Origin of the sequence: Methylobacterium sp. Leaf99, assembly GCF_001422375.1 — a bacterium.
GTDB lineage: Bacteria > Pseudomonadota > Alphaproteobacteria > Rhizobiales > Beijerinckiaceae > Methylobacterium.
Genome location: NZ_LMMU01000001.1, coordinates 1213164 through 1239469 on the forward strand (window position 1 = coordinate 1213164; position 26306 = coordinate 1239469).

Below are 26306 nucleotides of genomic sequence, written 5' to 3' on the forward strand. Positions count from 1 at the left end.
ACGCGGGCCGCGGGCTACGTCTCGTTCACGGAGGGGGCCGAGAGCTTCGCCAGGAACGGCAGGGCCGATTCCTCCGCCGCACGCTCGATGGCGCGATAGTGGGCCACAACGTCGGCGCCGAACGGCGAGAGGCGCGCGCCGCCCCCGGACTTGCCGCCGATCTGTGCATCGACGACGGGCCTGCCGAAGCCCTTATTCATCGCTTCGACCAGCATCCACGCGCGGCGATACGACATGCCGAGCGCCCGGCCCGCCGCCGAGATCGAACCATGCTCCGCGATCATCTCGAGCAGGTGCACCTTCCCGGGGCCGACCCGATGGTCGGGACCGAGATCGATGCGGATACTCAAGCGTGCCATCGACTCTCCTCGTGCGTCGGCGCACCGCTGTCCGGTGGCGCCCTCGCGCTTTCATCATGTCGCGATGCCGGGATGGGGTTGCGACCGGCCCGTCGCTTTATGGTCCGGACCATACGCCGTCGGGAATCGCCGGCCTGAGATCTCCATGACCGAACACGCCCGACCCCTGCGGCCCCAGCGGTACCGTGGAGGGACGCGGTGCTGGCCCGGATGACGTGAGTTGCGCGGGAGGACACGGTCCTGCCGGTTCAGGGGGCGACAAGCATATCTTCAGGATTCGGACCTACCCTCGGGCCATGGTCCGAGGCCGGGTCGGTGTGCGTTCTCCCGGCGATGTCACTCACGGGCTCGACCGTCGCCATGCTCGAACACGATGGTCACGGCGTCGCCCAGTGGCCCTTCGGGCCCCGCGCCCCGGACGCGCCGCGCCCGGCGACGCTGCCCGACGGCCGCCCCTGGCCGAGCATCCACGTCCTCACCGCGGCGGGGCCCGACGCCCCCGGCCTTGCGGCCACGGACGCCTCGGTGGCGGCGCAGGATTATGCGCCCCTGCATCACCACCATGTCCCGCCGGGACCGGACGCGCCGGCCTCCGTCGAGGCTCTGCTGTCCGATCCGTCCGTCGATTACCTCCTGGTACTGCGGGCCGGCGACCTCCTGGCGCCGGGCGCCCTGACCGCCCTCGGCCTGGAAGCGGTCCTGGACGGCGGCCCCTCCGCGGGCCCGGACGTGGTCGCCGGCCTGCGCGTCGTGTTCGACCGAGGGGTGCTCGGCGGGGTGCTCGGCCTCGACGCCATCGCGCAGGCCCCCGGCCCCCTCGACGGCGGCGGGGTCCCGGACGGCCCCCTGGCGGCGTTCACCGGCGGCGAGTGCCTCCTGGCGCGGGCGGCGATCCGCCGGGCGGGCGGTATCGACCTCGCGCAGGCGCACCCCGTGGCCGACCTGTGGCCCCGCCTTGGAGGCGCGCGGCTCGCGCGGATCGGGCGACCGGTCCTGCTGCAGCATGCACCCGGCGGGCGGTCCTCGCTGACGACGCCGCGTCCGGGGCTCGCCATCGCCACCCTCACCGACCACGGGGCCGGCGGCGGCGCCGGCATCGCCCATCGGCGTCTGGCCGAGGCGCTGATCCTGTCGGGCCACCGGGTGACGGACTTCCGCCTGGCCGACGAGGCCGTTCCGGCGGGGGCCGAGTGGCAGGACCGGTTTCCCCGGACCGAGGCCGCCATCCGCGACGGCGCCTACGATCTTCTCCTCGTGGGCAACATCCACGGCGCCACCCGCCGGCCGAACGTCCTCGCGCGCCTCGGGCGGCACCTGCCCGTCGCCCTCGTGATGCACGACCTGTTTCCCCTGACCGGGCGCTGCGCCTTCCCGTGCGGATGCGCCCTCATCGCTACGGGCTGCGACGCGCGTTGCCCGACCTCGACGCAGTATCCCCACCTCGCCCCGTCCCGGATCGCCGGAATCTACGCAGAGAAGCGGGCGCTGCTGGCCGAGCCCGGCGGGCCCCTGCTCCTGGCGAACTCCGCCTGGACCCTCGCCTACACCCGCGCCTGCGCCCCCGCCGGCGCCGCCATCGCCCGCATCGACCTCGCCTTCCCCACGGGGGCGTTCCGGCCGGGGGACCGGGCGGCCCTGCGCCGGCGCCTCGGCCTGCCCGCCGACGGCGTGCTGGTGATGTTCGCCGCCGTCATCGCCGACGCGCCCGGCAAGGGGTTCGCGGATCTGGCCGCGACCCTGCGCCGGGTCGCCCGGCCGGGCGTCGGCTTCGTCGCCGTGGGGCGCCTCGACGACCCGGCCGCCCTCGGCCTGCCCGACCTCGTGGCCGTCGGGCCCATCGGCGACGAGGCCGGCCTGGCGCAATGGTACGGCGCCTGCGACATCTATGTCACCGCGAGCCTCAACGAGACCCTGGGGCAGACCCCCGTGGAGGCCGGCCTGTGCGGGATCCCCACCGTCGCCTACCGGGCCTCCGGCCTGACCACGGCGGTGATCGACGGCGTCTCGGGCATCCTCGTGCCCCAGGTCCCCGGCGCCCTCGCCGACGCCCTCGCGAAGCTCATCGACGATGCGCCCCTGCGCCGGCGCATGGGCGCCTATGCGCGCATCGCCCTGGAGAACCGGTTCAGTCACGCCTCGGCCGCCCTGCGGTTCAACGACGTCCTGCGCGCGCACGGCCTCCTGCCCGCCGCCGCCGACGGGCGCCTGCGCTTCTCCCCGGACCTGCTCGGGCGGTTCGCCTTCGCGCGGGACCGGCACCCCGGCGAGAGCGGCACCGTGCCGGCCCCCTCCCCCGCGCCGATCCGCATGCTGCGCCGGGCCAAGCGCGCGGTTCTCGGCCGGGACCTGCCCCTCTGGCTCCGGCGCGGCCTCTACGTCAGCAGCCTCCTCGCGGGCCCCCTGAGACGGAACAGATCATGAGGCGCCGCCGATGAGCACCGATCCCTCGCCGCGCCGGGTCTATCTCGACCTGACCAACCTGCGCGGCCACGTCACCGGCATCGAGCGGATCGCCCTCGACCTGTTCGCCCCGGAGAACCTCGCGCCGCACGCGGTCCGCCCCGTTCGCAGCCGCAGCCTGCCCGGGATGGTGCTGACCCAGCATGTCGGCCTGCCGGCCCGCGCGCTCGCCGACCGCTCCGCCCTGTTCGTCTTCCCCGGCTTCCCCCCGGGCCCCCTGTCCGTCGCCCTCGGCGACCGCTGCATCGCCTACGTCCACGACACCTTCCTGCTGACCCGGCCCGAGGACCTGAGCTGGAAGAGCCGGCTCTACATGGCGCCGAGCTTCGCCTTCGCCATGCGCTTCGGGCGCCGCTTCCTCGTCAATTCCCGCACCACCGGCGCGGCCGTGCGGGACGTGTGCCGGCGCGAAGCCCTCGTGGCCCTGCTGCGGCCGGCGGTGCGCGACGTGTTCGGCCTCGCCGGGATGGCCGGAACGGCAGCCTACGACCCGGGGCGCCCGCTGCGGCTGCTCGCCATCGGCACCATCGAGCCGCGCAAGGATTACCCGGCGGCCATCGCCATCGTGGCGGCCCTCAACGCCGCCGGCATCCCGGCGGAGCTGCACGTGGTCGGGCGGATCGGCTGGGGCCGCCACGCCTTCCTCGACGCGCCGCCCCCCTTCCTGACCCTGCACGGCTACGTCGACGATGCCGGCCTGCGCCGCCTGGCCGAGAGCTGCCACCTTCTGCTGTCCACCTCGAAGGCCGAGGGCCTCGGCCTGCCGCTCCTCGAAGTCCAGCATGGAGGGCTGCCCGTCGTCGCCCCGGAGGGCGCGGTGTTCTCGGAGGTCTTGGGGTCCTCCGCCCTGTTCATCGCACCGGACGATCCAGCGGACTCGGCCCGGCGCATCGCCGCATGGGCGCGCACCCGGCTCCCCGGAGCGACGGCGGCGGCACGGGCCAACGTCGCGCGCTGGAACCGGCTCGCGGCGGGGGACGCGGCGCGCTTCCGCGACTTCCTCGACCGCGGGCCGGCCGCCTACGCGGACGACCCGGACGGCGTGGTGCCGGCACGCTGAGGCCGGTCACGGCGGACGTCCATCACGTCAGACTTCGGTCACCATACCGACGCATCGTCGCCGTTGCGCACAGGAATTTGCGGGGTCGCCGAGCGCCCGATAGCCTCTTCTTATACCGGGCCGTCCCTAGTCTTCGGTGGTGATCGCAGCAGGTTCGACGGGGCCTCCTCGGGGCCCCGGCGTGTCCGGCTCCGATGGGGCCGCGGGGCGGCCGGAACGGGGCGAGCTGGCATGCCGACTGCGAATCACCCCGCATCCACGCCGACGCCTGAGGTTTCCGTGCCGGATCGGCACAGAAATTCGGAGGACCGGTGTGGGGCGCGGGGCGCGATGCCCCGGGGACGGGACGGTCGGGGACGGGACAGATGTTCGACTTCGGGACTACGGTACGCGGCGAACCCATCGTGATGGAACGCGCATCCTCGGCGCCCGACGCCGCAATCATCCTGCGGCGGCTCCGCCGGGGCGCCGGCCTCATCGTGCTGTCCGGGGTGATCGCGGTGGTCCTGGCGGTGGCCGGGCTCGGGGTCCTGACGCCGACCTACACCTCGGTGCTCCAGGTCCTCGTCGACCCCACGGATCTCGCCGTCATCGCCAACGACCTCAGCACCCGCTCGCCGCAGGCCGACAGCGGCGTCTCCATCGCCGAGAGCCAGGCGCGGGTGATCCAGTCCGACAGCGTCCTGCGCCGGGTGGTGGAACGCCTCCACCTCGCCGAGGACCCGGAATTCGTCCGCGAACCCTCGACGAACCCCGTCGTCGTCGGCGTGAAGGACCTCCTCGGCCTCGACCCGCCGGCCGCCAGCCGCGACGCCGTCAACATCGCCCTCGATACCCTGCGGACCAAGCTCGGCGTGCGCCGGGCGGAGCGGACCTTCGTCATCGACGTCTACGTCCAGACCTTCGATCCGCAGAAGTCGGCGCGCATCGCCAACGCCATCGGCGACGCCTACTTCGCCGAAGACGCCCGCGCCCGGACCGAGGCGGCGCGGCGCGCCTCCGATGCCCTCGGCGGCCGGCTCGTCAGCCTGCGGCGCGGCGTCGAAGAGGCCGAGGGCAAGGTGATCCGCTACCGGGAATCGAACAAGCTCGTGACCACGAGCGGCCGCCTCCTCAGCGACCAGCAGCTGAGCGACCTCAACCAGCAGCTCGTCACCGCCACGATCCGCACGGCCGAGGCCCAGTCCCGCCTCGATCAGGCCAAGCGCATGCGCACGGCCGAGGCCGGCACGGCCCTGCCCGAAATGCTGCAATCCCTCGAGATGCAGAACCTGCGGCAATCCTACGCCACCCTGTCGCGCAACACCGCCGAACTCGCGACCCGCCTCGGCGAGCGCCACCCGGCCATGGCCGAGCAGTATGCCCAGCAGCGCGACCTCCAGCGCCTCATCCAGCGCGAGAAGGAGCGGATCATCGACACCTCGCAGAAGGACTACGACCGGGCCTCGGCCAGCGAGGCCGCCGTGCGGAAAAGCCTCGAGCGGGCCAAGGTCGAGACCGCCGGAAACGACCGGGCCAATGTCGGCCTGCGTGAGCTCGAGCGCGAACTCGAATCGCGGCGGGGGGTCTACGAGACCTTCCTGAAGCGCTCGCGCGAGACCTCCGAGCAGGAGCGGCTCAACAGCTCCAACGTCCGGGTGATCTCGGCCGCGACCCCGGCCCGCCTGCGCAGCTGGCCGCCCTCGCCCAAGGTGGTGCTGCCCCTCGCCCTCGCCCTCGGACTCGCCCTCGGTGCCGGCCTCGCCCTCATGCGGGGTGCCAGCCGCGACCGCCGGGACGAGGCGACACGGATGCCCGCGCCCCTCGGTGCCCGGAGTTTTCGCGCCATCGACGCCTGAACCCCATCCGGAGGCGCGGTCGTCAGGCCAGCCGCATGGTGGCGATGCCGGCGACGATGATCACGGCCGCCACGGCGCGGGCCGCGACCAGGGGCTCCTTGAGCAGCACCACGGCGATGAGGGTGGCGAACAGCACGCTGGTTTCCCGCGTCGCCGCCACGAGGGCGATGGGCGCCACCGTCATCGCCCAGATGGCGATCCAGTAGGAGCCGAGCGCCAGGAGGCCGCCGCCGAGGCCCGGCAAGGCAAGGCCGCGCGCGAGCCCCAGGACGCCGCGCCCCCGGGTCCACAGGACGTAGAGCGGCAGGGGTACGGCGTCGATGACGAAGAGCGCCGCCGCGTAGGCGTGCGGATCGTCGGCGGCCCGCGCCCCGAGCCCGTCCACCAGGGTGTAGCCGGAGATGAGGATGCCCGTCAGCAGGGCGAGGCCGAGGCCCGTCCGGCTCAGGGGCTTCCCGCCGCCCTTGGCCAGGGCCATCAGGGCGACGCCGGCGCACAGGACGACGATGCCGGCGGCGGCGAGCGGCGCCACCGGCTCGCGTAGGACCGTCAGGGACGCGAGCGCCGTCAGCAGGGGCGCGCTGCCCCGGGCGATGGGATAGACCTGTCCCATGTCGGCGTGGCGGTAGGCCTCGGCGAGGGCGACGTAGTAGCCGAGATGCAGGACAATGGACCCGGTGAGCCAGGGCCATGCGGCCGGCACCGGCCATCCGAACCAGACCAGAGCCGGCAGAGCGAACAGGCCGGCGGACGCCGAGATCAGCGCCATGGTGAGGATCGGTTCGAGGTTGAGCTTGGCCGCCGCGTTCCAGCCCGCATGCATGCAGGCGGCGGCGAGCACCATGGCGAAGACCGGCAGGCTCATGCCGGTGGTGACGAGGTTCTCCACGCGTCCGCAGCTCCGCTCCGGCCGCCCGAACCGGCGCGGCCGGGCCCAGACCTAGGCCACGTCCTCAACGAAAGGAAGCGAAAAACCACAAAAAACCACATCATGGGACGACGATGACTTCAAGACCGCGCGCCGTCAGGGCGGCCGCCATCGCGGCCGGCGGGGCGGCATCGACGATGAGCCCGCTGCCGGCCGGGATCGGCGCGAGGCGGATCGGGGTGAGGCGGCCGAACTTGGTGCGGTCGGCCACGACGTAGCCGCGCGCCGCCGAGGCCAGCATGGCGATGCGCAGCTCCGTGGGGAGCGGCGCGAAGTCCGTGATCTCGCCGTCCGGGGCGATGCCGCCGGCGCCGACGAAGGCGAGATCGACGCGAAACCGCGCCAGGGCGGCCACGGCCTCGGAACCGAAAGCGGCCTCGTCCGAGGCCTCGACGGCGCCGCCGAGGATATGGACCCGGAGGCCGGGCACCCGGCACAGGACGAGGCCGACGGGCAGGCTGTTGGTGCAGACCGTCACGCCCGTGCGCGGCACGGCGTCGAGGACGGGATCGAGGCCCGCGAGGGCGTGGGCCACCGCCAGGGTCGTCGCCCCGGAATCGAGCACCACCACCATCCCGTCCTCCACCAGGCGCGCCGCCGCCCGGCCGATGGCGGCCTTGCCCTCGGGGTTGTCGCGCGCCCGCACGGCGAGGGCCGGCTCGTCGGCCCGGCGGGTGGCGCCGCCGTGGACGATGGCGAGGCGTCCGCGCTCGGCGAGATGCTTGAGGTCGCGCCGGATGGTCTCGCGGGAGACGGAGAACCGCGCCGCCATGGCCTCGACGCTGACGCTGCCCTCGGTGCCGAGGCGCGCCAGGATCTCGTCCTGGCGCCGGGCCGCCAGGGTGCGGGGTTCGGCGCCGACGGAAGCGTCCCTCATCGGTCAGTCGCGGCGAGGTCGAACACCGTCCGGATCAGGCGCAGACCGCGGCGCCGCGCGAGGCAGGCGATGGCGTGGCGGTTGGTGAGGTCCGGCCCGGCGAGGGGGATCGCCGCGACGCGGCCGTCATGCCCGCATTCGAGGGAGGAGACGATGCCGATCCCGATCCCGGCGGCGGCGGCCTCGATCACCGCCTCGCGGCTGTCGAGCTCCATCAGCACGTTGGGCCTGATGCCGCGCGCGGCGCAGGCGCGGTCGAAGGTCCGGCGGGTGACGGAATCCGGCTCGCGCAGGACCATGGCAACGCCGTCGAGTTCACCGGGATCGAGTCCGCTCCGCCCGGCCCAGGGATGGGTGCGGGCGAGCACGGCGCAGATGCGCGAGACGGCGATGTCTTCGAGGTGCAGGTCGGGATGGGCCTGCGCCTCCGTCAGCACCGCGACGCTCGCGCGCTCGGCGAGCAGGGCCTCCCGGGTCTCGGCGGCGTTGCCGAGGCGGAGGCCGACGACGATGCCGGGATGGCGGGCGCGCAGGCGCGCCAACAGGGGCATGACGATGTGGGGCGAATCGACGGCGATCTCGATGCGGCCCGAGACCAGATTGCGGTTGGCCTCCAGCAGGTCCTCGGCCCGCTCGACGAGGCCGAACAGGGGGCCGGTGAGTTCGGCCAGGGCCTGCCCCTGCGGCGTCAGTTCGGCGCTGCGGGCCGTGCGCCGGAACAGCACGAGGTCGTAGCGTTCCTCCAGGGCCTTGATGTGCCCGGTCACCGCCGGCTGGCTGATGCACAGCCTTCGGGCCGCACGGGTGAAGCTGCCCTCGCGCGAGACGGCGTCGAAGGCGCGGAGCTGGAACAGGTTCATGGGCGCCCATCAGCCGAACTGATGCCGTGCATCATGACAAACGATTTGATCTGATGGGTGCCGCGAAGGCAAGGTTTTTGGGCGCCGACCCGCTTCGCTCGTGTCCCTCAGCGGACCGGAGACGACCATGACAGCCCCCGCCACCATACTCCTGACGCCCGGCCCGCTCACCACCTCGGCGCGCACCCGCGCCGCGATGATGACAGACTGGGGCTCGTGGGATTCCAGCTTCAACCGGCTGACGGCCTCCGTCTGCGAACGGCTCGTCGCCATCGCCAACGGCACCGGAAGCCATGCCTGCGTGCCGCTCCAGGGCAGCGGTACCTTCGCGGTGGAGGCCGCCATCGCCACCTTCGTACCGCGCACGGGCAAGGTGCTGGTCCTCGTCAACGGCGCCTACGGCAAGCGCCTGGCGAAGATCTGCGCGGCCCTCGGCCGCGACCACAGCGTCTACGAGACCGCCGACGACGTGCCGACGACACCGGACGCCGTCGATGCCCTGCTCGGCGCCGATCCGGCCATCACCCATGTCGGCCTGATCCATTGCGAGACCAGCACCGGCATCCTCAACCCCCTGCCCGAGATCGCCGCAATGGTCGCCCGGCACGGGCGCGGCCTCATCGTCGATGCCATGAGTTCATTCGGGGCCCTGCCCATCGACGCCAAGACGGTGCCGTTCGAGGCCCTGATCGCGGCCTCGGGCAAGTGCCTCGAGGGCGTCCCCGGCATGGGCTTCGTCATTGCCCGTGCCGATGCCCTGGCGCGGGCTGAGGGCAACGCGGCGTCGCTGGCCCTCGACCTCCACGACCAGCACACCTACCTGCAGCGCACGGGGCAATGGCGCTTCACGCCGCCGACCCACGTGGTCGCGGCCCTGCACGAGGCCCTGCTGCAATACGACGAGGAAGGCGGCCTGCCCGCCCGCCACGCCCGGTACGGCCGCAATTGCGACGTGCTGATCCGCGGGCTGGAGCGCCTCGGCCTCAAAAGCTTCCTGGCACCCGCGATCCAGGCGCCGATCATCGTCACAGTCCACGCCCCGCGCGACCCGAACTATCGCTTCGCCAAGTTCTACGCGGCGGTGCGGGAGCGCGGCTTCATCCTCTACCCCGGCAAACTCACGCAGGTGGAGACGTTTCGCGTTGGCTGCATCGGCCACGTCGACTCCACCGACATGGAACGCGCGGTGGAGGCGATCGCCGACGCCCTGCGGGCCCTCGCCATCACGACGCCCTGAGCCCCTCGAGGAACACGCGCCATGTCCTACGCCCCACCCAAAAGACTCCAGGCGGCGATCCTCGACTGGGCCGGCACCGTCGTCGATTTCGGCTCGTTCGCGCCGACGCAGATCTTCGTCGAGGCCTTCGCCGAATTCGGCGTCGCCGTCAGCCTCGCCGAGGCGCGCGGGCCCATGGGCATGGGCAAGTGGGACCACATCCGCACGCTGCTGAACGATCCCGCCATCGCCGCGCGCTACGCGGTCGCTCACGGGCGGGCGGCGAGCGATGCCGACGTCACCGCCCTCTACGAACGCTTCATGCCGCTCCAGATCGAGAAGATCGCCGACCACTCGGCGGTGATCCCCGGGGCCCTCGACGCCATCGCGGCCCTGCGGGCCCGGGGCCTGAAGATCGGTTCGTGCTCGGGGTATCCGGCCCGCGTGATGGAGCGGGTCGTGGCCCTCGCCGCCAGCAACGGCTACGTCGCCGACCATGTCGTCGCCACCGACGAGGTTCCCAACGGGCGGCCGTGGCCGGCCCAGGCACTGGCCAACGTCATCGCGCTCGGCATCGACGACGTCGCCGCCTGCGTGAAGGTCGACGACACGGTGCCGGGCATCCTGGAGGGCCGCAAGGCCGGGATGTGGACCGTGGCGCTCACCTGCTCGGGCAACGCCCTCGGCCTCACCCACGACCAGTTCTTACGCCTGCCCGCCGAGCGCCTCGCCGCCGAGCGCGCGCGGATCGCGGATTTGTTCGCCGCGTCGAAGCCGCACTTCCTCATCGACACCATCGCGGACCTGCCGGGAATCGTCGCGGACATCGACGGCCTGCTCGCCGCCGGGCGGATGCCGCAGGCCTGCTGATCGCGGGCGCCTCGCGCGCCCGGACAACCGAAGCATTCGTGGACCGTCCATGGCATCTCGCCGTGGGCGGTCTTGGCGTGCGCGAAATCACTTAAGTCTTCGAAGACGATGGACACGAAAGAGGCAAGAGACGCCGAAAGACTAATCTTGCTCATGTGAGATTTCGTCTTTCTACTGTCACGAACCGCCCCGTAAAGCGGTGGCGACGAAAGCCTCCCGGAGACGCGACTATGACAGCCCTCGGCCGCCTCGCCCTGCCCCTCGTACTCGCCCTCCTGGCGCCCCTCCCCGCCCAGGCCGCCGAGCGCACCAAGCTCACGATCTACACCGCCCTGGAGAACGACCAGCTCGGTCCGTTCAAGGCCGGGATCGAGCGGGCGGTGCCCGAGGTCGAGGTGGTTTGGGTGCGCGATTCGACGGGCGTCATCACCGCCCGGTTCCTGGCCGAGAAGGACAACCCGCGCGCCGACATGGTCATGGGGCTCGCCGCCTCCAGCCTGCTGATGTTCGAGAAGCAGGGTTTGCTCGCCACCTACGAGCCGAAGGGCGTCGAGGCCCTGAAGCCCGCTTTTCGCGATGCCAAGACGCCCTACACCTGGACCGGCACGGACGCCTCCATCGGCGTGATCTGCTTCAACACGGCGGAGGCCGAGAAGGACAAGGCCAAGACGCCGGCGCGCTGGGCCGATCTGCTGGCACCCGAGCTCAAGGGCAAGGTGGTGATGCCGCATCCGGCCTCGTCCGGCACCGGCTACCTGCTGGTGGCGGGCTGGCTCCAGGGCATGGGCGAGGAAGCCGGCTGGGCCTACATGGACCGCCTCCACGACAACATCGCCGCCTACCTGCATTCGGGCTCGGCGCCGTGCGTCCAGGCGGCGCGGGGCGAGCGCACCGCCGGCCTGTCGCTGGACATGCGGGGCGCCGCCGAGAAGACCAAGGGTGCGCCGCTGGCCGTGATCGCGCCCGCCGACGGCACCGGCTGGGACGAGGAAGCCTACGCCATCGTGGCCACCACGAAGCATGGGGACGTCGCCCGCAAGGTCGCCGACTGGGGCGCCACCAAGGCCGCCAACGAGCTCTACGCCAAGAGCTACGCCGTGGTCGCCTATCCGGGCGTCGCCACCGTTCCGGCGAACTATCCCGCCGGCGCGGAGGCCGCGATGATCAGGAACGATCTCGGCTGGATGGCGGACAACCGCGAGCGGGTGCTGGCCGAGTGGTCGCGCCGCTACGAGGCCAAGGCCGCCAAGAAGTAAGGCAGCCAAGACTTCAGTCTCCCGCCAAGCCGAGGGCCCCGCCATGACGCAGCGCGATGCGACCCCGTTCCTGACGGTTTCCGGCCTGTCGAAGCGCTACGGTGCCTTCACGGCCCTGGACCGGATCGACCTCGTCATCGGGCGCGGGGAGTTCGTGTGCTTCCTCGGCCCCTCGGGCTGCGGCAAGACCACCCTCCTGCGCCTCATCGCCGGCCTCGACCGGCAGGACGAAGGCCGGATCGGGATCGCCGGCCGGGACGTCTCGCACGCGCCGCCGGCGGCCCGCGACTTCGGCATCGTGTTCCAGTCCTACGCCCTGTTCCCGAACCTCACCGTGGCGGCCAACGTCGCCTACGGCCTCGTCAACCGCCGCCTCGACCGGGCCCGCATCGCCGACCGCGTGGCCGAGCTCCTCGCCCTCGTCGGCCTGCCCGAGCAGGGCGAGAAGTATCCGGTTCAGCTCTCGGGCGGGCAGCAGCAGCGGGTGGCGCTGGCGCGGGCGCTGGCCACCTCGCCGTCCCTGCTCCTCCTCGACGAACCCCTCTCGGCCCTCGACGCGAAGGTGCGGACCCGGTTGCGCGAGGAAATCCGGCACCTTCAGAAGCGGCTCGGCATCACCACCATCATGGTCACCCACGATCAGGAAGAAGCCCTCGCCATGGCCGATCGGGTCGTGGTGATGAACCGCGGCGCCATCGAGCAGGTCGGCACGCCCGGCGAAATCTACCGGAACCCGGCGACCGCCTTCGTGGCCGACTTCATCGGCGCCATGACCTTCCTGGACGCCACCGTCGGGGCGGCCCGGCAGCTCCGGGTCGGCGCCGTCGATCTCGTCTGCGAGGACGGGCGCGGCTTCGTCCCCGGCAGCCCCGTCCGCCTCGGCTTCCGGCCGGAGGAGATCCGGGTCGGCAACGTCCGGCCAACCGACGTCAACGCGTTCCAGGTCCGCGTGCGCAGCCTCGAATTCCTCGGGGCCTTCACCCGGGCCCGCCTGGAACCGAGCCTCGACCTCGGCGGCTCCCTCGTGGCCGACGTCTCGGCCAACCTCCACGGCGACCTCGCCCTGACGGAAGGCCAGTACCTCTACGTCTCCCTGCCGCCGGCGGCCCTCCGGGCCTTCCCGGTGGCAGCGCGCGCGTGAGTCCCGCGATGACGGAGGCCCTCGCCCTCGCCCTGCCGGAGGCCGTTCCGGTGCGGCGCGCCCGCGTGCCGGAGCGCCTCGTCGCCACCGTGCTCATCGCCGGCCTGTGCCTGGTGCTCGTTCTCATCCTCGCCCTGCCGCTCGGCACCCTGCTGATGAAGAGCCTGGAGGCGCCGGGCGGGGGCTTCGCGGGGCTGTCCAACTTCCGCACCTACTTCGCCACCCCGACCCTGGTCGAGGCCCTGGTCAACAGCCTCGCTGTGGCCGGCACCACCGTCGCCATCGTGGTGCCCCTCGCCTTCGCCTACGCCTACGCGCTGACCCGCACGGCGATGCGGTTCCGGGGCGTGCTGCTGGCCCTGGCCCTGCTGCCGCTGTTCGCGCCCTCGCTCCTGTCGGGCATCGCCCTCACCCACATCCTCGGCAACCAGGGATTCCTGCGCGGGCTGCTCATGGGGCAGAGCGTCTACGGACCCATCGGCATCGTCATCGCCGAATGCCTCTACGCCTTCCCGCACGCCCTCATCATCCTGATGACGGCCCTGGCCCTGTCCGACGCCCGGCTCTACGAGGCCGCCGCCGCCATGGGCACGGGGCGCCTGCGCACCTTCGCCACCGTGACCCTGCCGGGCGCCCGCTACGGCCTCGTCAGCGCAGCCTTCGTGGTCTTCACCCTGGTGGTGACGGATTTCGGCATCCCGAAGGTCATCGGCGGCCAGTATCCGGTCCTCGCCACCGACGCCTACCGCCAGGTGGTCGGCCAGCAGAACTTCCCCATGGGCGCCGTGGTCGGGCTGCTGATGCTGGCCCCGGCGGTGCTGGCCTTCGCCGTGGACCGGCTGATCCGGCGCCGGCAATCGGCCCTGCTCACGGCCCGCTCCGTGCCCTACGAGCCCAAACCCCACCCCGTCCGCGACGGCCTGTCGCTCGCCTATGCGGGGCTCGTCGCCGGCCTCGTCGTCGCCACCTACGGCGTCGCCGTCTGGGCCTCGTTCATCCGCTACTGGCCGTACAATCTCGGCCTCACCCTCGACCATTACGACTTCGCGGCGGCCGATTCCGACGGCTGGATACCCTACGGGAACTCGCTGCTCATGGCCGGGGCGGTGGCCGTCCTCGGCACCGGGCTGGTGTTCTGCGGCGCCTACCTCATCGAGAAGCTGAACGTGTTCTCCGCCGGCCGCGCCCTGGCGCAGCTGCTGGCGATGCTGCCGCTGGCCGTACCCGGCCTCGTGCTGGGACTCGGCTACGTGTTCTTCTTCAACGCGCCGTGGAACCCCCTGAACGTCCTCTACGGGACCCTGGCGCTCCTGGTGATCAACACTGTGGCGCACTACTACACCGTGGCGCACGTGACCGCGACGACGGCCCTGAAGCAGATCGATCCCGAATTCGAAGCGGTCTCGGCCTCCCTCAAGGTGCCGTTCTGGCAGACGTTCCGCCGGGTCAGCCTGCCGATCTGCCTGCCCACGGTGCTCGAACTCGCCGTCTACCTGTTCGTCAACGCCATGACGACGGTCTCGGCGGTGATCTTCCTCTACGGGCCGGGCACCAAGCTCGCCGCCATCGCCATCGTCCACATGGACGAGGCCGGGGCCACGGCGTCCGCCGCCGCCATGGCGAGCGTGATCATGGCGACCGCGCTCTGCGCCCGCCTGGCGCTGGCCCTGGTCAACCGCTTCGTCCTCGCCCGTGCCCAGGTCTGGCGCCGCCGCGAGGGGACGGCGTGACGCGCCGGCCAGCGCCGACGGTCAGGCGGCGAGCCCGGGGGGCGTGGTTCCCATGACGGCGGCGTAGCTCGCTTCCGGCGCGCCGTAGGCGTCGCCCGCCGAGGCCAGGAGCTCGGCGCGGTCCCGGATGACGATGGTGCCGCGATGGATGCCGATGGATCCGAGGGTGACGAGGTTGCGCAGGGCCGTCGTTACGCCGGCGCGGCGCACGCCGAGCATGAGGGACAGGAATTCGTGCGTGAGCATAATGTCCTCCCGGTCGACGCGATCGTGGCTCATGAGGAGCCAGCGGGCCAGGCGCTGTTCGATGGTGAAGCGGCCGTTGCAAAGGGCCGTCTGCGCCACCTGGATCGAGAAGGCATAGGCGTAGCGCAGCAGATGGCGATGCAGGGGTAGGCTGTCGATCAGGGCCTGGCGGAGGTCGGACGCCGAGAGCTGCATGACCCGGCAGGGAATCTGAACGAAGGTTTCGTGCGGCGTGCGGTCGACGCCGTAGAGCAGCGCCACGCCCGTCATCCCCTCCGGGCCGATCAGGCCCGTTTCCATGCGGATGCCGTTCGCCGTGCGAGCGACCACGGAGACGACGCCCGGTCCCGGGAAGCAGACCTGGGAAATGGCCTCGTGCTGGCTCTCAATGACGTGGTGGCGATCAAGCGACGCGGGCGCGAGGTACGGCGCGAGCACAGCGAACAGGTCGGGCCGGAGACTGGCCAGTAACGTATTCTGCAACTTAGATTGATCGAGAGAAAGTGTCATGGCCGCACCTGTTTCAGAGGAAATCAGGCGCTTTTGTATCGAGCGAATGATCCGAGCCGATTGACAGACGACCACTAGACACTTTTCCACGCGAATACGAGCGGAATATTATTATTTATTAACACTGAGCGTAAGCAGGAATTCGTCCCGCACGTACGCCGACCTCCGAACTTGCCCGCAGGCCTCCGACTGGTCGACAGGACTTTCTGAAGACGGACGAAGCCATCCTCGTCGAAAGCCGCGGCACCGCATGCCGACGAGGCACAGTCAGAACATGCGCGAAGCCACCTGCGTTCGCCGAGCCCTCGGTTCACAGGAGCCCCCCGCTCCGCCGTCGTGCGCGGAGCGAGAACCGGCCATGGGCGAGCGTATCGCCCCGTCAGTTGCAGCCGATGCAGATGCCCTTGGTGATCTCGCTGTCCTTCTTCTGCTGCTTCGTGCGTTGATCGAGGTTGCGATCGACGTCGCCGCCCGCGGCGGCGCCGGGCGGCTTGGTCTGGCCGACGGAGGTGGTGTTGGGTGCCCGCGTCGTGGTGCTGACGTCCCCACCGGTCCCGGTCTCGGCGGGGGATTGGGCCAGAACGGAACCGGCTGACCCAATGGTGAACACGAGGGCGGCGATCAGCGGAATTCTCGAGGTCACGGCGCACTTCCTTCGGTTGCGGATCATCGTGTTTCAACGGATGCCGCGAAGGTCGGTTCACACGATGACGCGGTCGACCGTGCGGCAACGCACGGGAGCCCGCCTACGGGGTGTTCGGCCAGGGGAAGCGGATGTTGCCGTCGCGCAAACCCGCTTCGACGACGCACAGCCCACCCGACTTCACCATCCATTCGAGACGATGGTCGCGGTATTCGCGCCGCCGCGTCCCCGTGGTGTAGAGGTCCGCGGCCTGCGCCATCCGGGCGGCGGCCGCCTCGAACTCGGCGAAGGTCCGGGCCACGGCGGGGCGTTCGCCGACCCGCGCGTGCCAGCGCCGGAGCGGGCTGCCGGGCTCCGGCCCGAGGCCGTAATGCACCGAGCGGTTGACCAGGGGCGCCGCCGCCGCGTCGGCCCAGCCGAAGCCCTGTCCGCCGAACCAGTCGGCGTCGCCGAGGCGTCCCGCGAGCCAATCCTGCAGGACACGCGTCTGCGCCGCCGCCTGGGCCCGCAGGTGATCGGCCAGCGCCCCGGTGGCGCGGCGGAACCACAGCACCTCGCCAAACCCCCAGTTCACGGCCTCGTACTGGGTGTCGCAGACATCCTCGGTGATCCGCGCGAAGGCGCGGGCCGCCGGGGTCCGGGGCAGGAGCGGCGGATCGGGCCAGCGCTCCTCGATGTATTCGAGGATGATGGTGGATTCGAAGATCGACACGGTGCCGTCGATGAGCACCGGCACTTCCGTGCGCGGATTGGCCTCTGCGAACGGGCCGTCGGCGCGACCGGTACCGAAGCTGTCGGGCAGTTCGGCCGTGAACGCCACGCCCTTTTCGCGAAGGGCGATCTTGATCTTCTGGGCGTAGGACGAGAGCGGATGCTCGTAGAGCAGCACCATGGGGTCTCCGGGGACGGGAGCGGGACGCAATCTCGGAGCCGGCACGACGCGCGCCGGACGGCGTCGCCGCATCCGCTCAGGCCGACAAGTCGGCCAGTTCGTCGAGGCCGCCGCCATCGGCATAGGCGGTGCGAAAACTGTCGCGGACCTTCCAGCGCCGCCAGAATCCGTCGAGGTGCTCGAAGCGCTCGTCGAGGGGCGTCTGGACGCTTGGAAACTTCGAGAAGGCGATGGCGGTACACAGGGTGATGTCGGCGAAGGTCGGCTGGTCGCCACCGAGCAGCCAGTCGCGGCCGTCGGCGAGGTGACGGTCGACGAGGCCCGCATGGGCGATGGCCTCCTTACGGCAGTGTTCGCCCCATTGCGGATTGTGCGTCAGTTCGAGCTTCGGGCCCAGGCCCTCGTTGCGGACGTGGAACATCGTGGTGATCCGATAGAGGATCTGCACCCAGATCCGGTCGTCCCACATGGCGTCCTGGCCCTGCTCCAGGGGCGTCGTGCCGGTAATCCTGCGGCCGTCATGCGTCGCATCAAGGTAGCGCACGATGGCGGCCGATTCCGAGAGGATTTGGCCGTCGCCGAGATCCAGGGTCGGGGTCTCGCCCCACGGGTTCAGCTTGAGGTGGCGCCAGCCGCGCTGCTCGCCCTTCGGCGCCATATCGTAGATCACCTCCTCGAACCGGTCGGCGATGCCCTTCTCATGCAGGAAGAGGCGTAGCCGCTGTGGGTTCGGGAAGGCCGAAGGCGAGGTATAGAGGCGGGGCTTGGTCATGGAGAGGTCTCTTGATCTGACAGTGGAGAGCGGGAGCGCGACCGCTCATCCGTCGAGGGTCAGGGCGACGGGCGCGATCGCGACCACGTGGCAATCGTCCGCGCTCCCGTCCTCGTGGACCAGCATGGCGAAGATGCCGGGGGCGTCGAGGGTCATCATGTGGGCGTGCCAGGCCCCGGCCCGGTAGTTCAGGCCGATATGGCCGGGCACGCGAAAGGCCCGCAGGGCCGCCTCGTCGGGACGCCCGTCCCGGTCGGGCGCCACCACCACCACGTAGGCGGCGACGGCGAGGGGCAGGAAGGCCTGGCTCGAATGCGGGTGCCGCTCCAGGCGGGCCACGGGTACGGGGCCGGACCAGGGCTCGCTCCGGATCAGGGCGAGGTTGACGGCCACAGCCGGACGCCCGTTCTCGATGAAGGTGGCCCGGTCCTGGCGCGGGGCGACGTCCGGCGCTTCCAGCAGGGTGCCGAACGGCGCGAACGCCGCCGCGTCGATGGGGCGGATCGGAAGCGTCCGCGCGGGATCGGTGGCCGACATGGGTCGTGTTCCCGGCCCGCCGGCGCTCAGGCGCCGCCCCACTGCATGGTCAGGCCGCCGTCGACCACGAGGGTATGGCCGGTCACGTAGTTGGAATCGTCGCTGGAGAGGTAGAGAATCGCCTTGGCGATCTCGTCGGGCTGGCCGGCGCGGTGCCACGGGATCCGCTCCAGGGAGGCTTCGAGCTTTTCCGGGTTCTCGAACCGGTCGCTCGTCATCGGCGTCTCGATCAGGCCCGGCGCGACGTTGTTGACGTTGATCCCGTCCTCGGCGAGCTCCCGCGACAGGCTGCGGCACAGGGAGCCGATGCCGGCCTTCGACATGCCGTAGGGCGCGCTCTCCGGCGTCGGCAGGTGCTGGGCCACGGAGGAGACGGTCACGATCTTGCCGCGTCCGCCGTTGGCCCGGCGCACGGCGATGAAGGCCTTGGCGCAGAACACCGGCCCCATGAGGTTGACCCGCAGGATCTGCTCGAGCTTCGCCGGCTCCATGTCGGCCACGGGCATGCCGCTCATGGCCTGACCGGCATTGTTGACGAGGATGTCGAGGATTCCGAGTTCGCTCGCCACCCGGTCGAAGGTCGCGGCGACGGAGGCCGGATCGCCGACATCGTCCTGGATGACGAGGCAGCGCCGGCCCAGGGCCTCCACGCGCCGTGCCGTCTCGCGGGCGCCCTCGGCGTCGGTGTTGTAAGTGATGGCGACATCCGCGCCCTCGCGGGCGAACAGTTCGGCCGTGGCTTGGCCAATACCGGAATCGGCGCCGGTGATGAGCGCACGCTTGCCTTGTAGCTTCATAGGATCCCGTGTCCTGCCGTTGCGGAGGTCCCGCCGGGGCGAGGCCCGTCGAGCCCGATGAGGCGTCAATCGGCGATGGACCGGTCGGTTCCCCGGGCCGTGGGCCCCTGACCTCGGCTATATTTGGCTGTATATACCCCATCGCCGCGGCCCCGCCGGTGCTTTGTCGAAGGATCGATTCCGCATGCTCACATCCCTCCGTGCCGTCCTGCTTGCCGGCCTCATCGCCGTGGCCCCCGCCGCCCGGGCCGCGGAGACCGCGACGGTGTTCGCGGCCGCGAGCCTGAAGAACGCCCTCGACGACGCCGGCAAGGCGTTCACCGCCGAGAGCGGCGTCGCGCTGAAGGCGAGCTACGCCGCCTCGTCGGCCCTGGCGCGGCAGATCGAGTCGGGGGCGCCGGCGGACCTCTTCGCCTCGGCCGACCTCGAATGGATGGACTATATCGCGAAGAAGAACCTCGTGCGCCCCGAGACCCGGGTGAACCTGCTGGGCAACCGCATCGTGGTCATCGCGCCGAAGGACGCCAAGACGGCGGACGTGCCGTTCACGCAGGAAGGGTTCTCCGCCGCCCTCGGCCCCGATGGCCGCCTCGCCACGGGCGAGGTCACCTCCGTGCCCATCGGCAAGTACGCCAAAGCGGCCTTCGAGAAGCTCGGCCTGTGGGGCGGCCTGCAGCCGCGCCTCGCCCAGGCCAACAACGTGCGCGCGGCCCTCCTCCTCGTCTCGCGCGGCGAGGCGCCGCTCGGCGTCGTCTACGAGAGCGATGCGAAATCCGACCCGGGCGTGAAGGTGGTGGGCGTGTTTCCGGCGGACTCGCACCCGCCGGTGGTGTATCCGTTCGCCGTCACCGCCGAGGCCAAGGGGGATGGTGCCGCCCGCTTCCTCGCCTTCCTGAAGAGTGCGGCGGCCCGGCCCTTCTTCGAGGCGCAAGGCTTCCAGGTCCTCGGCGCCGGTCCCTCACAGTAACGAAAGAGCACCGATGAAGATCAGCGCGCGCAACACCCTCAAGGGCAAGGTCGTCTCCGTCGAGAAGGGCGCCACCACGGCCCACGTCAAGATCGAGGTCGCCGACGGCACGGTCATCACGTCCTCGATCACCAACGAGGCCGTGGATTCCCTCGGCCTGACGGTGGGCGGCCAGGCCTACGCCGTGGTCAAGGCCTCGGACGTCATGATCGCCGTCGACTGAGCGGGTTCCGGATCGCTTCCGTCATTCGAAATCGCCCGGCTGCGGCGGGGCGACGGGGGTGAACAGGCTGCGATCCGGCTTGAGGTCGAGGAGCGGCGTCCCGTCGAGGCAGTCGAGGCCGCGCACGGTGACGACCGGTCCCTCGATGGACACGAGATGCGCGATGGACGTCCCGATGGGGTTGGGACGCACGGGCGAGCGCAGCGAGAAGGTGCCGCGCGCGACCCCGTCGCTCGCCGGGCACTGGTGGACGAGGTCGCGCCGCGAGGCGTCGAGCCAGTACAGCACCTCGATCCGCGCGTAGGCGGCGAGCCCGTCGAGGGCGGCGACCCAGGGCTCGAACACCGTGATCCGGCACAGGGGTCCGTCGGCCCGGCCCTGGCGCGGACAGGCGAGGCGGTCGCTCCAGGGCGTCGCGATGCGGCCGACATAGACGAGGCCGGCATCGGTGGCGGCGGGCGGGGCCACGGCGATTTCGTTCAGGCGGATCTCGTTCAGGCGCACCATCGGGAAGGGCCTCTTGCGGATCAGGACAGGATCGGTGCGCAGACGGAGCGTCCGTATCCGGGGAGCGGCACCACCGCGACGGCGACGCCGTAGAGGCGCTGCAGGCTCGCGGGTGTGATCGTCTCGGCCGGGGTGCCGAGGGCCGCGAGGCGGCCCTCGTGCAGCAGGGCGACGCGGTCGGCGCACAGGAAGGCGTGGTCGGGGTCGTGGGTCGAGAGGATCACGGCGATTCCACCGCGCGCCAGCCGCCGGACCTGATCGAGGACCCGGGTCTGGTTGCCGAAATCCAGGCTGGCGGTGGGCTCGTCCATGACGAGGAGGCGCGGCTCGCCGGCGAGCGCCCGGGCGATGAGCACCATCTGGCGCTCGCCGCCGCTGATCTCCGTGTAGATGCGCTCGGCCAGATGCGTGATGCCGAGGGTCGCGAGCGCCCGTTCGGCGTGGGCGCGGTCGACCCGGCCGGGGCTGGCGAAGGCGCCGAGGCGGCTGGCGCGCCCCATGAGGACGACGTCGCGGACCGGGAACGGAAACAAGGCGGCCTGCGCCTGCGGCACGTAGGCGAGGCTGCGGGCGAGGCGTGCGCGCGACCAGCCCGCCACGTCGACGCCGTCGAGGAGAATTCGCCCCGATTGCTTCGGCAGCAGCCCCAGCAGGGTCTTGAACAGGGTGGTCTTGCCGCCGCCGTTGGGGCCGAGCAGGCACAGGACCTCCCCGGCCGCGAGGCCGAAGCTCACGTCGGACCCGATCCTTCGGGTTCCATAGCCGAACGCGAGGTTGTCGACCTCCAGCATCAGGCCCAGCCGCGCCGGCCGCTGGCGAGCAGCCACAGGAAGAACGGCGCGCCGATGAGGGCCGTGAGGATGCCGAGCGGCACCTCCACGGGGGCCAGGGTGCGGGCGACGATGTCGACGGCGAGCAGGTAGCCGGCCCCGAGCAGGAGGGAGGCCGGCAACAGGCGCCGGAAATCCGGGCCCACGAGGAGGCGCGCCACATGGGGCACGAGCAGGCCGATCCAGCCGATGACGCCCGTCACCGACACCGCCGCCGCCGTCACCAGGGTGGCGGCCATGACGAGGAGGGGGCGCAGGGCCCGGGTCTCGACGCCGAGCGCCCGGGCCTCTTCCTCGCCCAGGCTCATGAGGTTCACCCGCCAGCGCAGGAGCACGAGGGGCACGAGGCCGAGAACCATGGTCGGCAGGATGGCGCCGACATCGCCGAGGGTCACCGACGCGAGGCTGCCGAGCAGCCAGTAGGTGATGGCCGGCAGCTGGTTGTAGGGGTCGGCCAGGACCTTGATGAGGGAGATCGCCGCCCCCAGCACCGCCCCGATGGCGACGCCGGCCAGCACCAGGGTCAGCACCGGATCGTGCCGCCGCACCGTGGCGCCGACGGCGTAGACGCAGGCCACGGCGGCGAGGCCGCCCGCGAAGGCGAGGCCCTGGATCGCCGCCACGGGCAGGGACAGGAAGATGCCGAGCACCGCCCCGAGGCTGGCACCGGCCGAGACCCCGAGGATGTCGGGCGAGACCAGGGGATTGCGAAACAGCCCCTGGTAGGTCGCCCCGGCCGCCGCGAGGGCCGACCCGACCACGAGGGCGGCGATGACCCGCGGCAGGCGCACCCGCAGGACAACCGTCTGGACCGTGGCGTCGGCGCCCGACGGCCATCCGAACAGCGTGGCGGCGAGGACGTCGAAGACATCGCCCACCGGCACCGCGTAGCGGCCGATGCCGAGGGCCGCGACGGCGAGGGCGCACAGGGCCAGGACGGGCAGGACCCATCCGGCAACGGCGAGGACTCGCCGCCCCGCCGGCCGGGTCGGGACCTCCGCCACAACATCCGAAGTCACGGCGTCGGTCCGTGCGGGGTCGGGCCCTGCGGGCTCACGGCCCCGTCGAGGAGGGCGGCGGCCTGCGCCGGATCGAGCTCGACATGGTAGAAGCGCCGGTAGAAGTCGCGGGTGACCTCGGCCAGCGGCTGCGGGAACAGGTCGGGATAGAGCGCGCCCGCCAGCCAGCGCACGCCGATGAGGCGGTTGGCGCCGGGCGGCGCGTCGAACCAGCCGAACGGCAGGGTCGGCGCCTGGATCACGCGGCCGTCGCGCACGGCCTTCACGCCGGCCCAGAGCGGATCGGTGGCGACGGCCCTGCGGAAGGCCGGGTCCTGGGTCACGATCACGTCGGGGTTCCAGGCCAGGACCTGCTCCGGCGAGACGGTGGCGAGGCCGCCCTGCCCCGCCGCCACGGCGACGTTGCGGGCGCCGACGACGTCGAGCAGTTCGGCGTTGAGGGACCCGGCGAGCGCCGTCTCGAGCCCCCTCGGACCGCGCGCATAGTAGACCCGGGGCCGCCGGGCCTCGGGCAACGCCGCGAGCGTCTCCGTCACGTCCCTCAGGGTGGCATCCGCATAGGCGGCCAAGGCCTCGGCCGCGGATCGTTCACCGATGAGGTCGCCGAGCTGTCGGTAGGCCTCTCCGGTCTTGGCGAAGGTGCCGTCGAGGATGACGTAGGGAATGCCGGTCTGCGCCTGGACCCGGTCGGCCAGCGAGGCGTAGGTCGGTCCGGTGCTGCCGACATCGACGATGAGATCGGGCTTGAGGGCGAGCACCGCCTCGACATTGGCGGTGCCGCCGCGCCCGGTGAGGCGCCCGGTGGCCGGCAGGTCCCACGTCTCGGGCGCGAGGTACGGGCGCTCCTCCGGGGACGGCGCGCGGACCCAGCCGACCATCCGGCCGGGCGCGAGGCTGTAGAGCAGCACCGAGGCCGGCGGTCCGGCGGCGAGGACGCGCGCCACCCGGTCGGGGATTTCCACCGTCCGTCCGGCCGCATCCGTGAACGGCCGGGCCGAGGCCGCGACGGGTGCGAGGCATCCGAGGATGACGGCGATGCCCGCGAGGGCACTCCGACGGGCAGTCCGAGGCCGGGCGGCGACCGGGGGTGCGGGTTCCGCGCCCGGAACGCCGTGCGTCGTCGAGGCGCGCGCCCAGGGGCTCGCCGAACCGGTCGAGGGTCGCGGCGCGACCCGGATCGTACCACCGAGGCCGGGATCCATGCGGAGGGCTCGTTCGTCGGGCGTTTGCGTCATTCGGGACTGCGTTCTCCGAAGTTACGGCTTGGCGAAGCCCCGGTCCGGCGAGGCCGCGACAACGACCGGCGGCCGCGTCGCCCGGGATCGCGGCTCACGCCGACGGACCGATACCACACCCGATGACGCCGCACCGCATGGGACGGGCAGCCCCCCGTTTCCAGGCGCGAATCGCCCGGCCAAGTGCGGGTCCGCTTCGACGGCGGCGAATCGGCGGCAGGGACTCGCCGATATGGCCCTTCGTCGCCTTCCACCTTGTTCGGTCCGCCATGAGAATGAATGTTCATTGACGTGAGAATGAATGTTCATTACACGGAAGCATAGTCAGGAGTGCGTGATGGCCCTTCCCCACCGAGGCCGCTGGCCGGAATTCAACGTGACGGGTCCCGGACCATCGCGATCCGGGTCCGTGCAATCCAGGTCGGCCCACCACGTCATGGCGGCCATCCGCGCGGTCTGCACGCCGGGAAACCTCGTGCTCGTCGGCACCCTCGCCTTCGGATGGCTCGCCCTCATCGGCTGGACCGGGGCCGGCCCGGACAGCTGGCAGGCCCGGGTCTGTGCCGACCTCGACCTGCAGCCGCGGGCCTGCGCGGTGGTTCAGTCCCCGGGAGCCGCCTCGTGAGCGCGGCCGCCGGCGCCGTCATCGACGCCCGGGGCAGTCAGGCCGCCCGGCGCGAGCACATCCTCGACGCGGCGCAGGCCTGCTTCGTGCGCAACGGCTTCCACCGCACCACCATGCAGGACCTCGCCCGCGAGGCGGCCATGAGCCCGGGCAACGTCTACCGCTACTTCGAATCGAAGGAGGCCCTGGTTCTGGGGCTCGCCGAACGCGAGCGGGGACAGGCTGCCCTTCGCGTCGCCGATCTGGAGCGCGACGGCGACCGCCGCACGGCGTTCCTCGGCATCCTCACCCAGTATTTCGGAACGTTGAGCCGCGAGACCGCGGTGCTCCAGCTCGACATCTGGTCGGAGGCGACCCGCAACCCGGCCATCGCCGCCATGACGGAGCGGGCCGACGCCGAGACCAGGGCGTGGTTCCTGGCGACGATCGCGGCCCTCGCCACCGATCCCGACTGCGATCCGACCGCGGTCTACGCCATCATCGAACCCCTCATGACGGGACTCGTCGTCGGTCGAGCCCTGGTGCCCGGCTACGATACGGTCGCGGCGGCGGCCCAGCTCAACAGCACGATCGAAGCGGGGCTCGCGGGACAGTTTCCCCGTCCCTCCCAGACGATCCTGGAGTCGACCCCATGACCATGGTCCGCACGCACGCCCTCCGGTTCGGTGCCGTGATGCTGGCCCATGCGGTGATGTCGGGCCTCGGCGGCGGCTCAGCCCAGGCCGAGACGACGCCCGCCAAGGCGCCGCTCCCGCCCGCCGTCAGCGTGGTCGAGGCGCAGCGCCGCGAGATCGTCGAGACGGTGACCGTCACCGGCACCCTGGTGCCCCGCGACGAGATTCTGGTGACGCCCGAGATCGACGGCACCCGCATCACCGAGGTCCTCGTCGAGGAGGGCATGCGGGTCGAGCGCGGCCAGGTCCTGGCGCGCCTGTCGCGCGACCTCGTCGATCGCCAGCTCGCCCAGCAGAAGGCCCTCATCGACAAGGCGGCGGCCGTCGTCCCGCAGGCGCAGAGCAGCATCGAGCAGGCCGAGGCCGCCGAGACGGAGGCGCGCCTCTCCCACGAGCGCGCCCGCCAATTGCTCCAGACGGGCAACGCCACGGCGGTGATCCTCGAGAACCGCACCTCCGTCCTGCGCCAGGCGGAGGGCAAGCTGGCGTTTGCCCGCAACGGCCTGATCATCGCGAAGGCCGAGCTCGCCCAGGCCCAGGCCGTGCGCGACGAACTCGAACTGCGCCTGGCCCGCACGGAGATCCGCGCGCCGGAGGCCGGCATCGTCAGCCGCCGCACCGCCCGCGTCGGCATGGCGGCGTCCGCCGCGTCCGAGCCGCTGTTCCGGCTCATCGCGCGGGGGGAAATCGAGCTCGAGGGCGAGGTCATCGAGACGAAGCTGCCGCAGCTGCGCGAGGGCAAGCCCGCCTGGATCGTGCTCGGCGACGGCGAACGGGTCCAGGGCAGCGTGCGCGCCATCTATCCGGAGGTCGACAAGGCGAGCCGTCTCGGCAAGGTCCGGGTGCGCCTCGACGCCGACCCGCGCCTGCGCATCGGCACCTTCGCCCGCGGCGGCGTCGAGCTCGCCCGCACCCGCGACGTCACCGTGCCCCAGGCCTCCGTCCTCTACGGCGCCGACCGGCGCAGCACCGTCCTCGTGGTGACCGGCGACCGGGTCGAGGCCCGGGAGGTCCGCACCGGCCTGTCCGACGACGACGATATCGAGATCCGCAAGGGGCTCGACGCGGGCGAACGGGTGGTGGCCCGGGCCGGCTCGTTCCTGCGCGACGGCGACCGGGTGCGGCCCGTCATGGTCGGGGCACCGGCTCCCGCCATGGCGGCGAAGCCGTCGCCCCTGACGACCGCCGAGGCCGGCGTTCCGTAGGCCGCCCCGGCCCCCCGCGCTTCGCACCG

The 26306-nt window shown here is 71.7% G+C and carries 27 protein-coding genes; 13 read left to right on the forward strand and 14 right to left on the reverse strand.

Translation table 11 applies throughout. The annotated features are described in order from the left end of the window. Positions 1 to 14: 14 nt before the first annotated feature. Complete coding sequence (locus ASF28_RS05465) at positions 15 to 359, reverse strand: winged helix-turn-helix domain-containing protein (RefSeq protein ID WP_056088675.1); 345 nt, start codon at positions 357 to 359, stop codon at positions 15 to 17. Between the two features lie 360 nt (positions 360 to 719). Here ASF28_RS05465 and ASF28_RS05470 point away from each other — a divergent pair, with 360 nt between their 5' ends. The 3 genes from ASF28_RS05470 (at position 720) to ASF28_RS05480 (ending at position 5717) form a co-directional block, all read left to right on the forward strand. Beyond that, positions 720 to 2780 (forward strand): glycosyltransferase, encoded by a 2061-nt coding sequence (locus ASF28_RS05470; protein ID WP_056091248.1) that lies wholly within the window; start codon positions 720 to 722, stop codon positions 2778 to 2780. A 10-nt stretch (positions 2781 to 2790) separates the two neighbouring features. Then, the gene (locus ASF28_RS05475; RefSeq protein ID WP_056088677.1) at positions 2791 to 3879 is read left to right on the forward strand and encodes a glycosyltransferase; all 1089 of its coding nucleotides are present in this window, start codon (positions 2791 to 2793) and stop codon (positions 3877 to 3879) included. Between the two features lie 407 nt (positions 3880 to 4286). Then, on the forward strand, positions 4287 to 5717 hold the full coding sequence (locus ASF28_RS05480) for a GumC family protein (protein ID WP_244474901.1): 1431 nt from the start codon (positions 4287 to 4289) through the stop codon (positions 5715 to 5717). Positions 5718 to 5739: 22 nt separating this feature from the next. On the opposite strand, the gene ASF28_RS05485 is transcribed toward ASF28_RS05480, so the two are convergent. The 3 genes from ASF28_RS05485 to ASF28_RS05495 form a co-directional block, all read right to left on the reverse strand. Then, positions 5740 to 6606, reverse strand: coding sequence for an EamA family transporter (locus ASF28_RS05485; RefSeq protein ID WP_244474902.1), 867 nt, complete (start codon positions 6604 to 6606; stop codon positions 5740 to 5742). Positions 6607 to 6706: 100 nt separating this feature from the next. Then, positions 6707 to 7522: a DeoR/GlpR family DNA-binding transcription regulator gene (locus ASF28_RS05490; RefSeq protein ID WP_056088682.1), complete on the reverse strand. Its 816-nt coding sequence runs from the start codon at positions 7520 to 7522 to the stop codon at positions 6707 to 6709. Beyond that, positions 7519 to 8382, reverse strand: a complete 864-nt coding sequence (locus ASF28_RS05495) for a LysR substrate-binding domain-containing protein (RefSeq protein WP_056088685.1) — start codon at positions 8380 to 8382, stop codon at positions 7519 to 7521. Before ASF28_RS05495 ends, ASF28_RS05490 begins: the two co-directional genes overlap by 4 nt. A gap of 127 nt (positions 8383 to 8509) precedes the next feature. Here ASF28_RS05495 and ASF28_RS05500 point away from each other — a divergent pair, with 127 nt between their 5' ends. From ASF28_RS05500 to ASF28_RS05520, 5 genes are all read left to right on the forward strand, one after another. After that, positions 8510 to 9619, forward strand: coding sequence for a 2-aminoethylphosphonate--pyruvate transaminase (locus tag ASF28_RS05500; RefSeq protein WP_056088688.1), 1110 nt, complete (start codon positions 8510 to 8512; stop codon positions 9617 to 9619). 21 nt (positions 9620 to 9640) lie between these two features. Next, positions 9641 to 10468, forward strand: coding sequence for a phosphonoacetaldehyde hydrolase (gene phnX, locus ASF28_RS05505; RefSeq protein ID WP_056088693.1), 828 nt, complete (start codon positions 9641 to 9643; stop codon positions 10466 to 10468). Positions 10469 to 10698: 230 nt separating this feature from the next. Further along, positions 10699 to 11724, forward strand: a complete 1026-nt coding sequence (locus tag ASF28_RS05510) for a putative 2-aminoethylphosphonate ABC transporter substrate-binding protein (RefSeq protein ID WP_056088696.1) — start codon at positions 10699 to 10701, stop codon at positions 11722 to 11724. 43 nt (positions 11725 to 11767) lie between these two features. Further along, the gene (locus tag ASF28_RS05515) at positions 11768 to 12865 is read left to right on the forward strand and encodes a putative 2-aminoethylphosphonate ABC transporter ATP-binding protein (RefSeq protein ID WP_056088699.1); all 1098 of its coding nucleotides are present in this window, start codon (positions 11768 to 11770) and stop codon (positions 12863 to 12865) included. An 8-nt stretch (positions 12866 to 12873) separates the two neighbouring features. Then, complete coding sequence (locus ASF28_RS05520; protein ID WP_157085373.1) at positions 12874 to 14595, forward strand: putative 2-aminoethylphosphonate ABC transporter permease subunit; 1722 nt, start codon at positions 12874 to 12876, stop codon at positions 14593 to 14595. Between the two features lie 21 nt (positions 14596 to 14616). Here the strand turns inward: ASF28_RS05520 and ASF28_RS05525 are convergent, their stop codons facing one another. From ASF28_RS05525 to ASF28_RS05550, 6 genes are all read right to left on the reverse strand, one after another. Next, positions 14617 to 15324 carry a Crp/Fnr family transcriptional regulator gene (locus tag ASF28_RS05525; RefSeq protein WP_244474903.1) on the reverse strand — a complete coding sequence of 236 codons (708 nt, stop codon included), beginning with the start codon at positions 15322 to 15324 and terminating at the stop codon, positions 14617 to 14619. A gap of 406 nt (positions 15325 to 15730) precedes the next feature. Then, positions 15731 to 15994 carry a hypothetical protein gene (locus tag ASF28_RS05530; protein WP_056091255.1) on the reverse strand — a complete coding sequence of 88 codons (264 nt, stop codon included), beginning with the start codon at positions 15992 to 15994 and terminating at the stop codon, positions 15731 to 15733. Between the two features lie 103 nt (positions 15995 to 16097). Beyond that, positions 16098 to 16886 carry a glutathione S-transferase family protein gene (locus tag ASF28_RS05535; protein WP_056088705.1) on the reverse strand — a complete coding sequence of 263 codons (789 nt, stop codon included), beginning with the start codon at positions 16884 to 16886 and terminating at the stop codon, positions 16098 to 16100. 76 nt (positions 16887 to 16962) lie between these two features. Further along, positions 16963 to 17658 (reverse strand): glutathione S-transferase family protein, encoded by a 696-nt coding sequence (locus ASF28_RS05540; protein ID WP_056088708.1) that lies wholly within the window; start codon positions 17656 to 17658, stop codon positions 16963 to 16965. Positions 17659 to 17703: 45 nt separating this feature from the next. Continuing rightward, entirely contained in the window at positions 17704 to 18195 is a 492-nt protein-coding gene (locus tag ASF28_RS05545) for an ureidoglycolate lyase (RefSeq protein WP_056088711.1), read from the reverse strand. Between the two features lie 26 nt (positions 18196 to 18221). Next, complete coding sequence (locus ASF28_RS05550; RefSeq protein ID WP_056088715.1) at positions 18222 to 18992, reverse strand: SDR family NAD(P)-dependent oxidoreductase; 771 nt, start codon at positions 18990 to 18992, stop codon at positions 18222 to 18224. A 184-nt stretch (positions 18993 to 19176) separates the two neighbouring features. Here ASF28_RS05550 and modA point away from each other — a divergent pair, with 184 nt between their 5' ends. Together modA and ASF28_RS05560 are read left to right on the forward strand one after the other, a co-directional pair. After that, positions 19177 to 19959: a molybdate ABC transporter substrate-binding protein gene (gene modA, locus ASF28_RS05555; RefSeq protein WP_056088718.1), complete on the forward strand. Its 783-nt coding sequence runs from the start codon at positions 19177 to 19179 to the stop codon at positions 19957 to 19959. Positions 19960 to 19972: 13 nt separating this feature from the next. Next, positions 19973 to 20182 carry a TOBE domain-containing protein gene (locus ASF28_RS05560; protein ID WP_056088721.1) on the forward strand — a complete coding sequence of 70 codons (210 nt, stop codon included), beginning with the start codon at positions 19973 to 19975 and terminating at the stop codon, positions 20180 to 20182. Positions 20183 to 20203: 21 nt separating this feature from the next. Here ASF28_RS05560 and ASF28_RS05565 read toward each other — a convergent pair whose 3' ends face one another. Genes ASF28_RS05565 through ASF28_RS05580 form a run of 4 tightly spaced genes read right to left on the reverse strand, consistent with a single transcriptional unit; the run spans position 20204 to position 23740 of the window. Then, positions 20204 to 20689, reverse strand: coding sequence for an SAM-dependent methyltransferase (locus ASF28_RS05565; RefSeq protein ID WP_056088725.1), 486 nt, complete (start codon positions 20687 to 20689; stop codon positions 20204 to 20206). A 20-nt stretch (positions 20690 to 20709) separates the two neighbouring features. Then, on the reverse strand, positions 20710 to 21483 hold the full coding sequence (locus tag ASF28_RS05570) for an ABC transporter ATP-binding protein (RefSeq protein WP_056091258.1): 774 nt from the start codon (positions 21481 to 21483) through the stop codon (positions 20710 to 20712). Continuing rightward, positions 21480 to 22538, reverse strand: coding sequence for a FecCD family ABC transporter permease (locus ASF28_RS05575; RefSeq protein ID WP_443189709.1), 1059 nt, complete (start codon positions 22536 to 22538; stop codon positions 21480 to 21482). The genes ASF28_RS05570 and ASF28_RS05575 overlap by 4 nt, the downstream gene beginning before the upstream one ends. Further along, positions 22535 to 23740, reverse strand: a complete 1206-nt coding sequence (locus ASF28_RS05580; RefSeq protein ID WP_082476017.1) for an iron ABC transporter substrate-binding protein — start codon at positions 23738 to 23740, stop codon at positions 22535 to 22537. Before ASF28_RS05580 ends, ASF28_RS05575 begins: the two co-directional genes overlap by 4 nt. Before the next feature lie 442 nt (positions 23741 to 24182). On the opposite strand from ASF28_RS05580, the gene ASF28_RS05585 reads away from it, so the two are divergent. The 3 genes from ASF28_RS05585 to ASF28_RS05595 are packed head-to-tail and all read left to right on the forward strand — an operon-like array spanning position 24183 to position 26277. Then, a complete protein-coding gene (locus ASF28_RS05585; protein WP_157085375.1) occupies positions 24183 to 24398 on the forward strand; it encodes a hypothetical protein in 216 nt (71 codons plus the stop codon). Further along, entirely contained in the window at positions 24395 to 25033 is a 639-nt protein-coding gene (locus tag ASF28_RS05590) for a TetR/AcrR family transcriptional regulator (RefSeq protein ID WP_056088732.1), read from the forward strand. The genes ASF28_RS05585 and ASF28_RS05590 overlap by 4 nt, the downstream gene beginning before the upstream one ends. A gap of 2 nt (positions 25034 to 25035) precedes the next feature. Continuing rightward, on the forward strand, positions 25036 to 26277 hold the full coding sequence (locus tag ASF28_RS05595) for an efflux RND transporter periplasmic adaptor subunit (protein ID WP_056091264.1): 1242 nt from the start codon (positions 25036 to 25038) through the stop codon (positions 26275 to 26277). Positions 26278 to 26306: the final 29 nt, after the last annotated feature.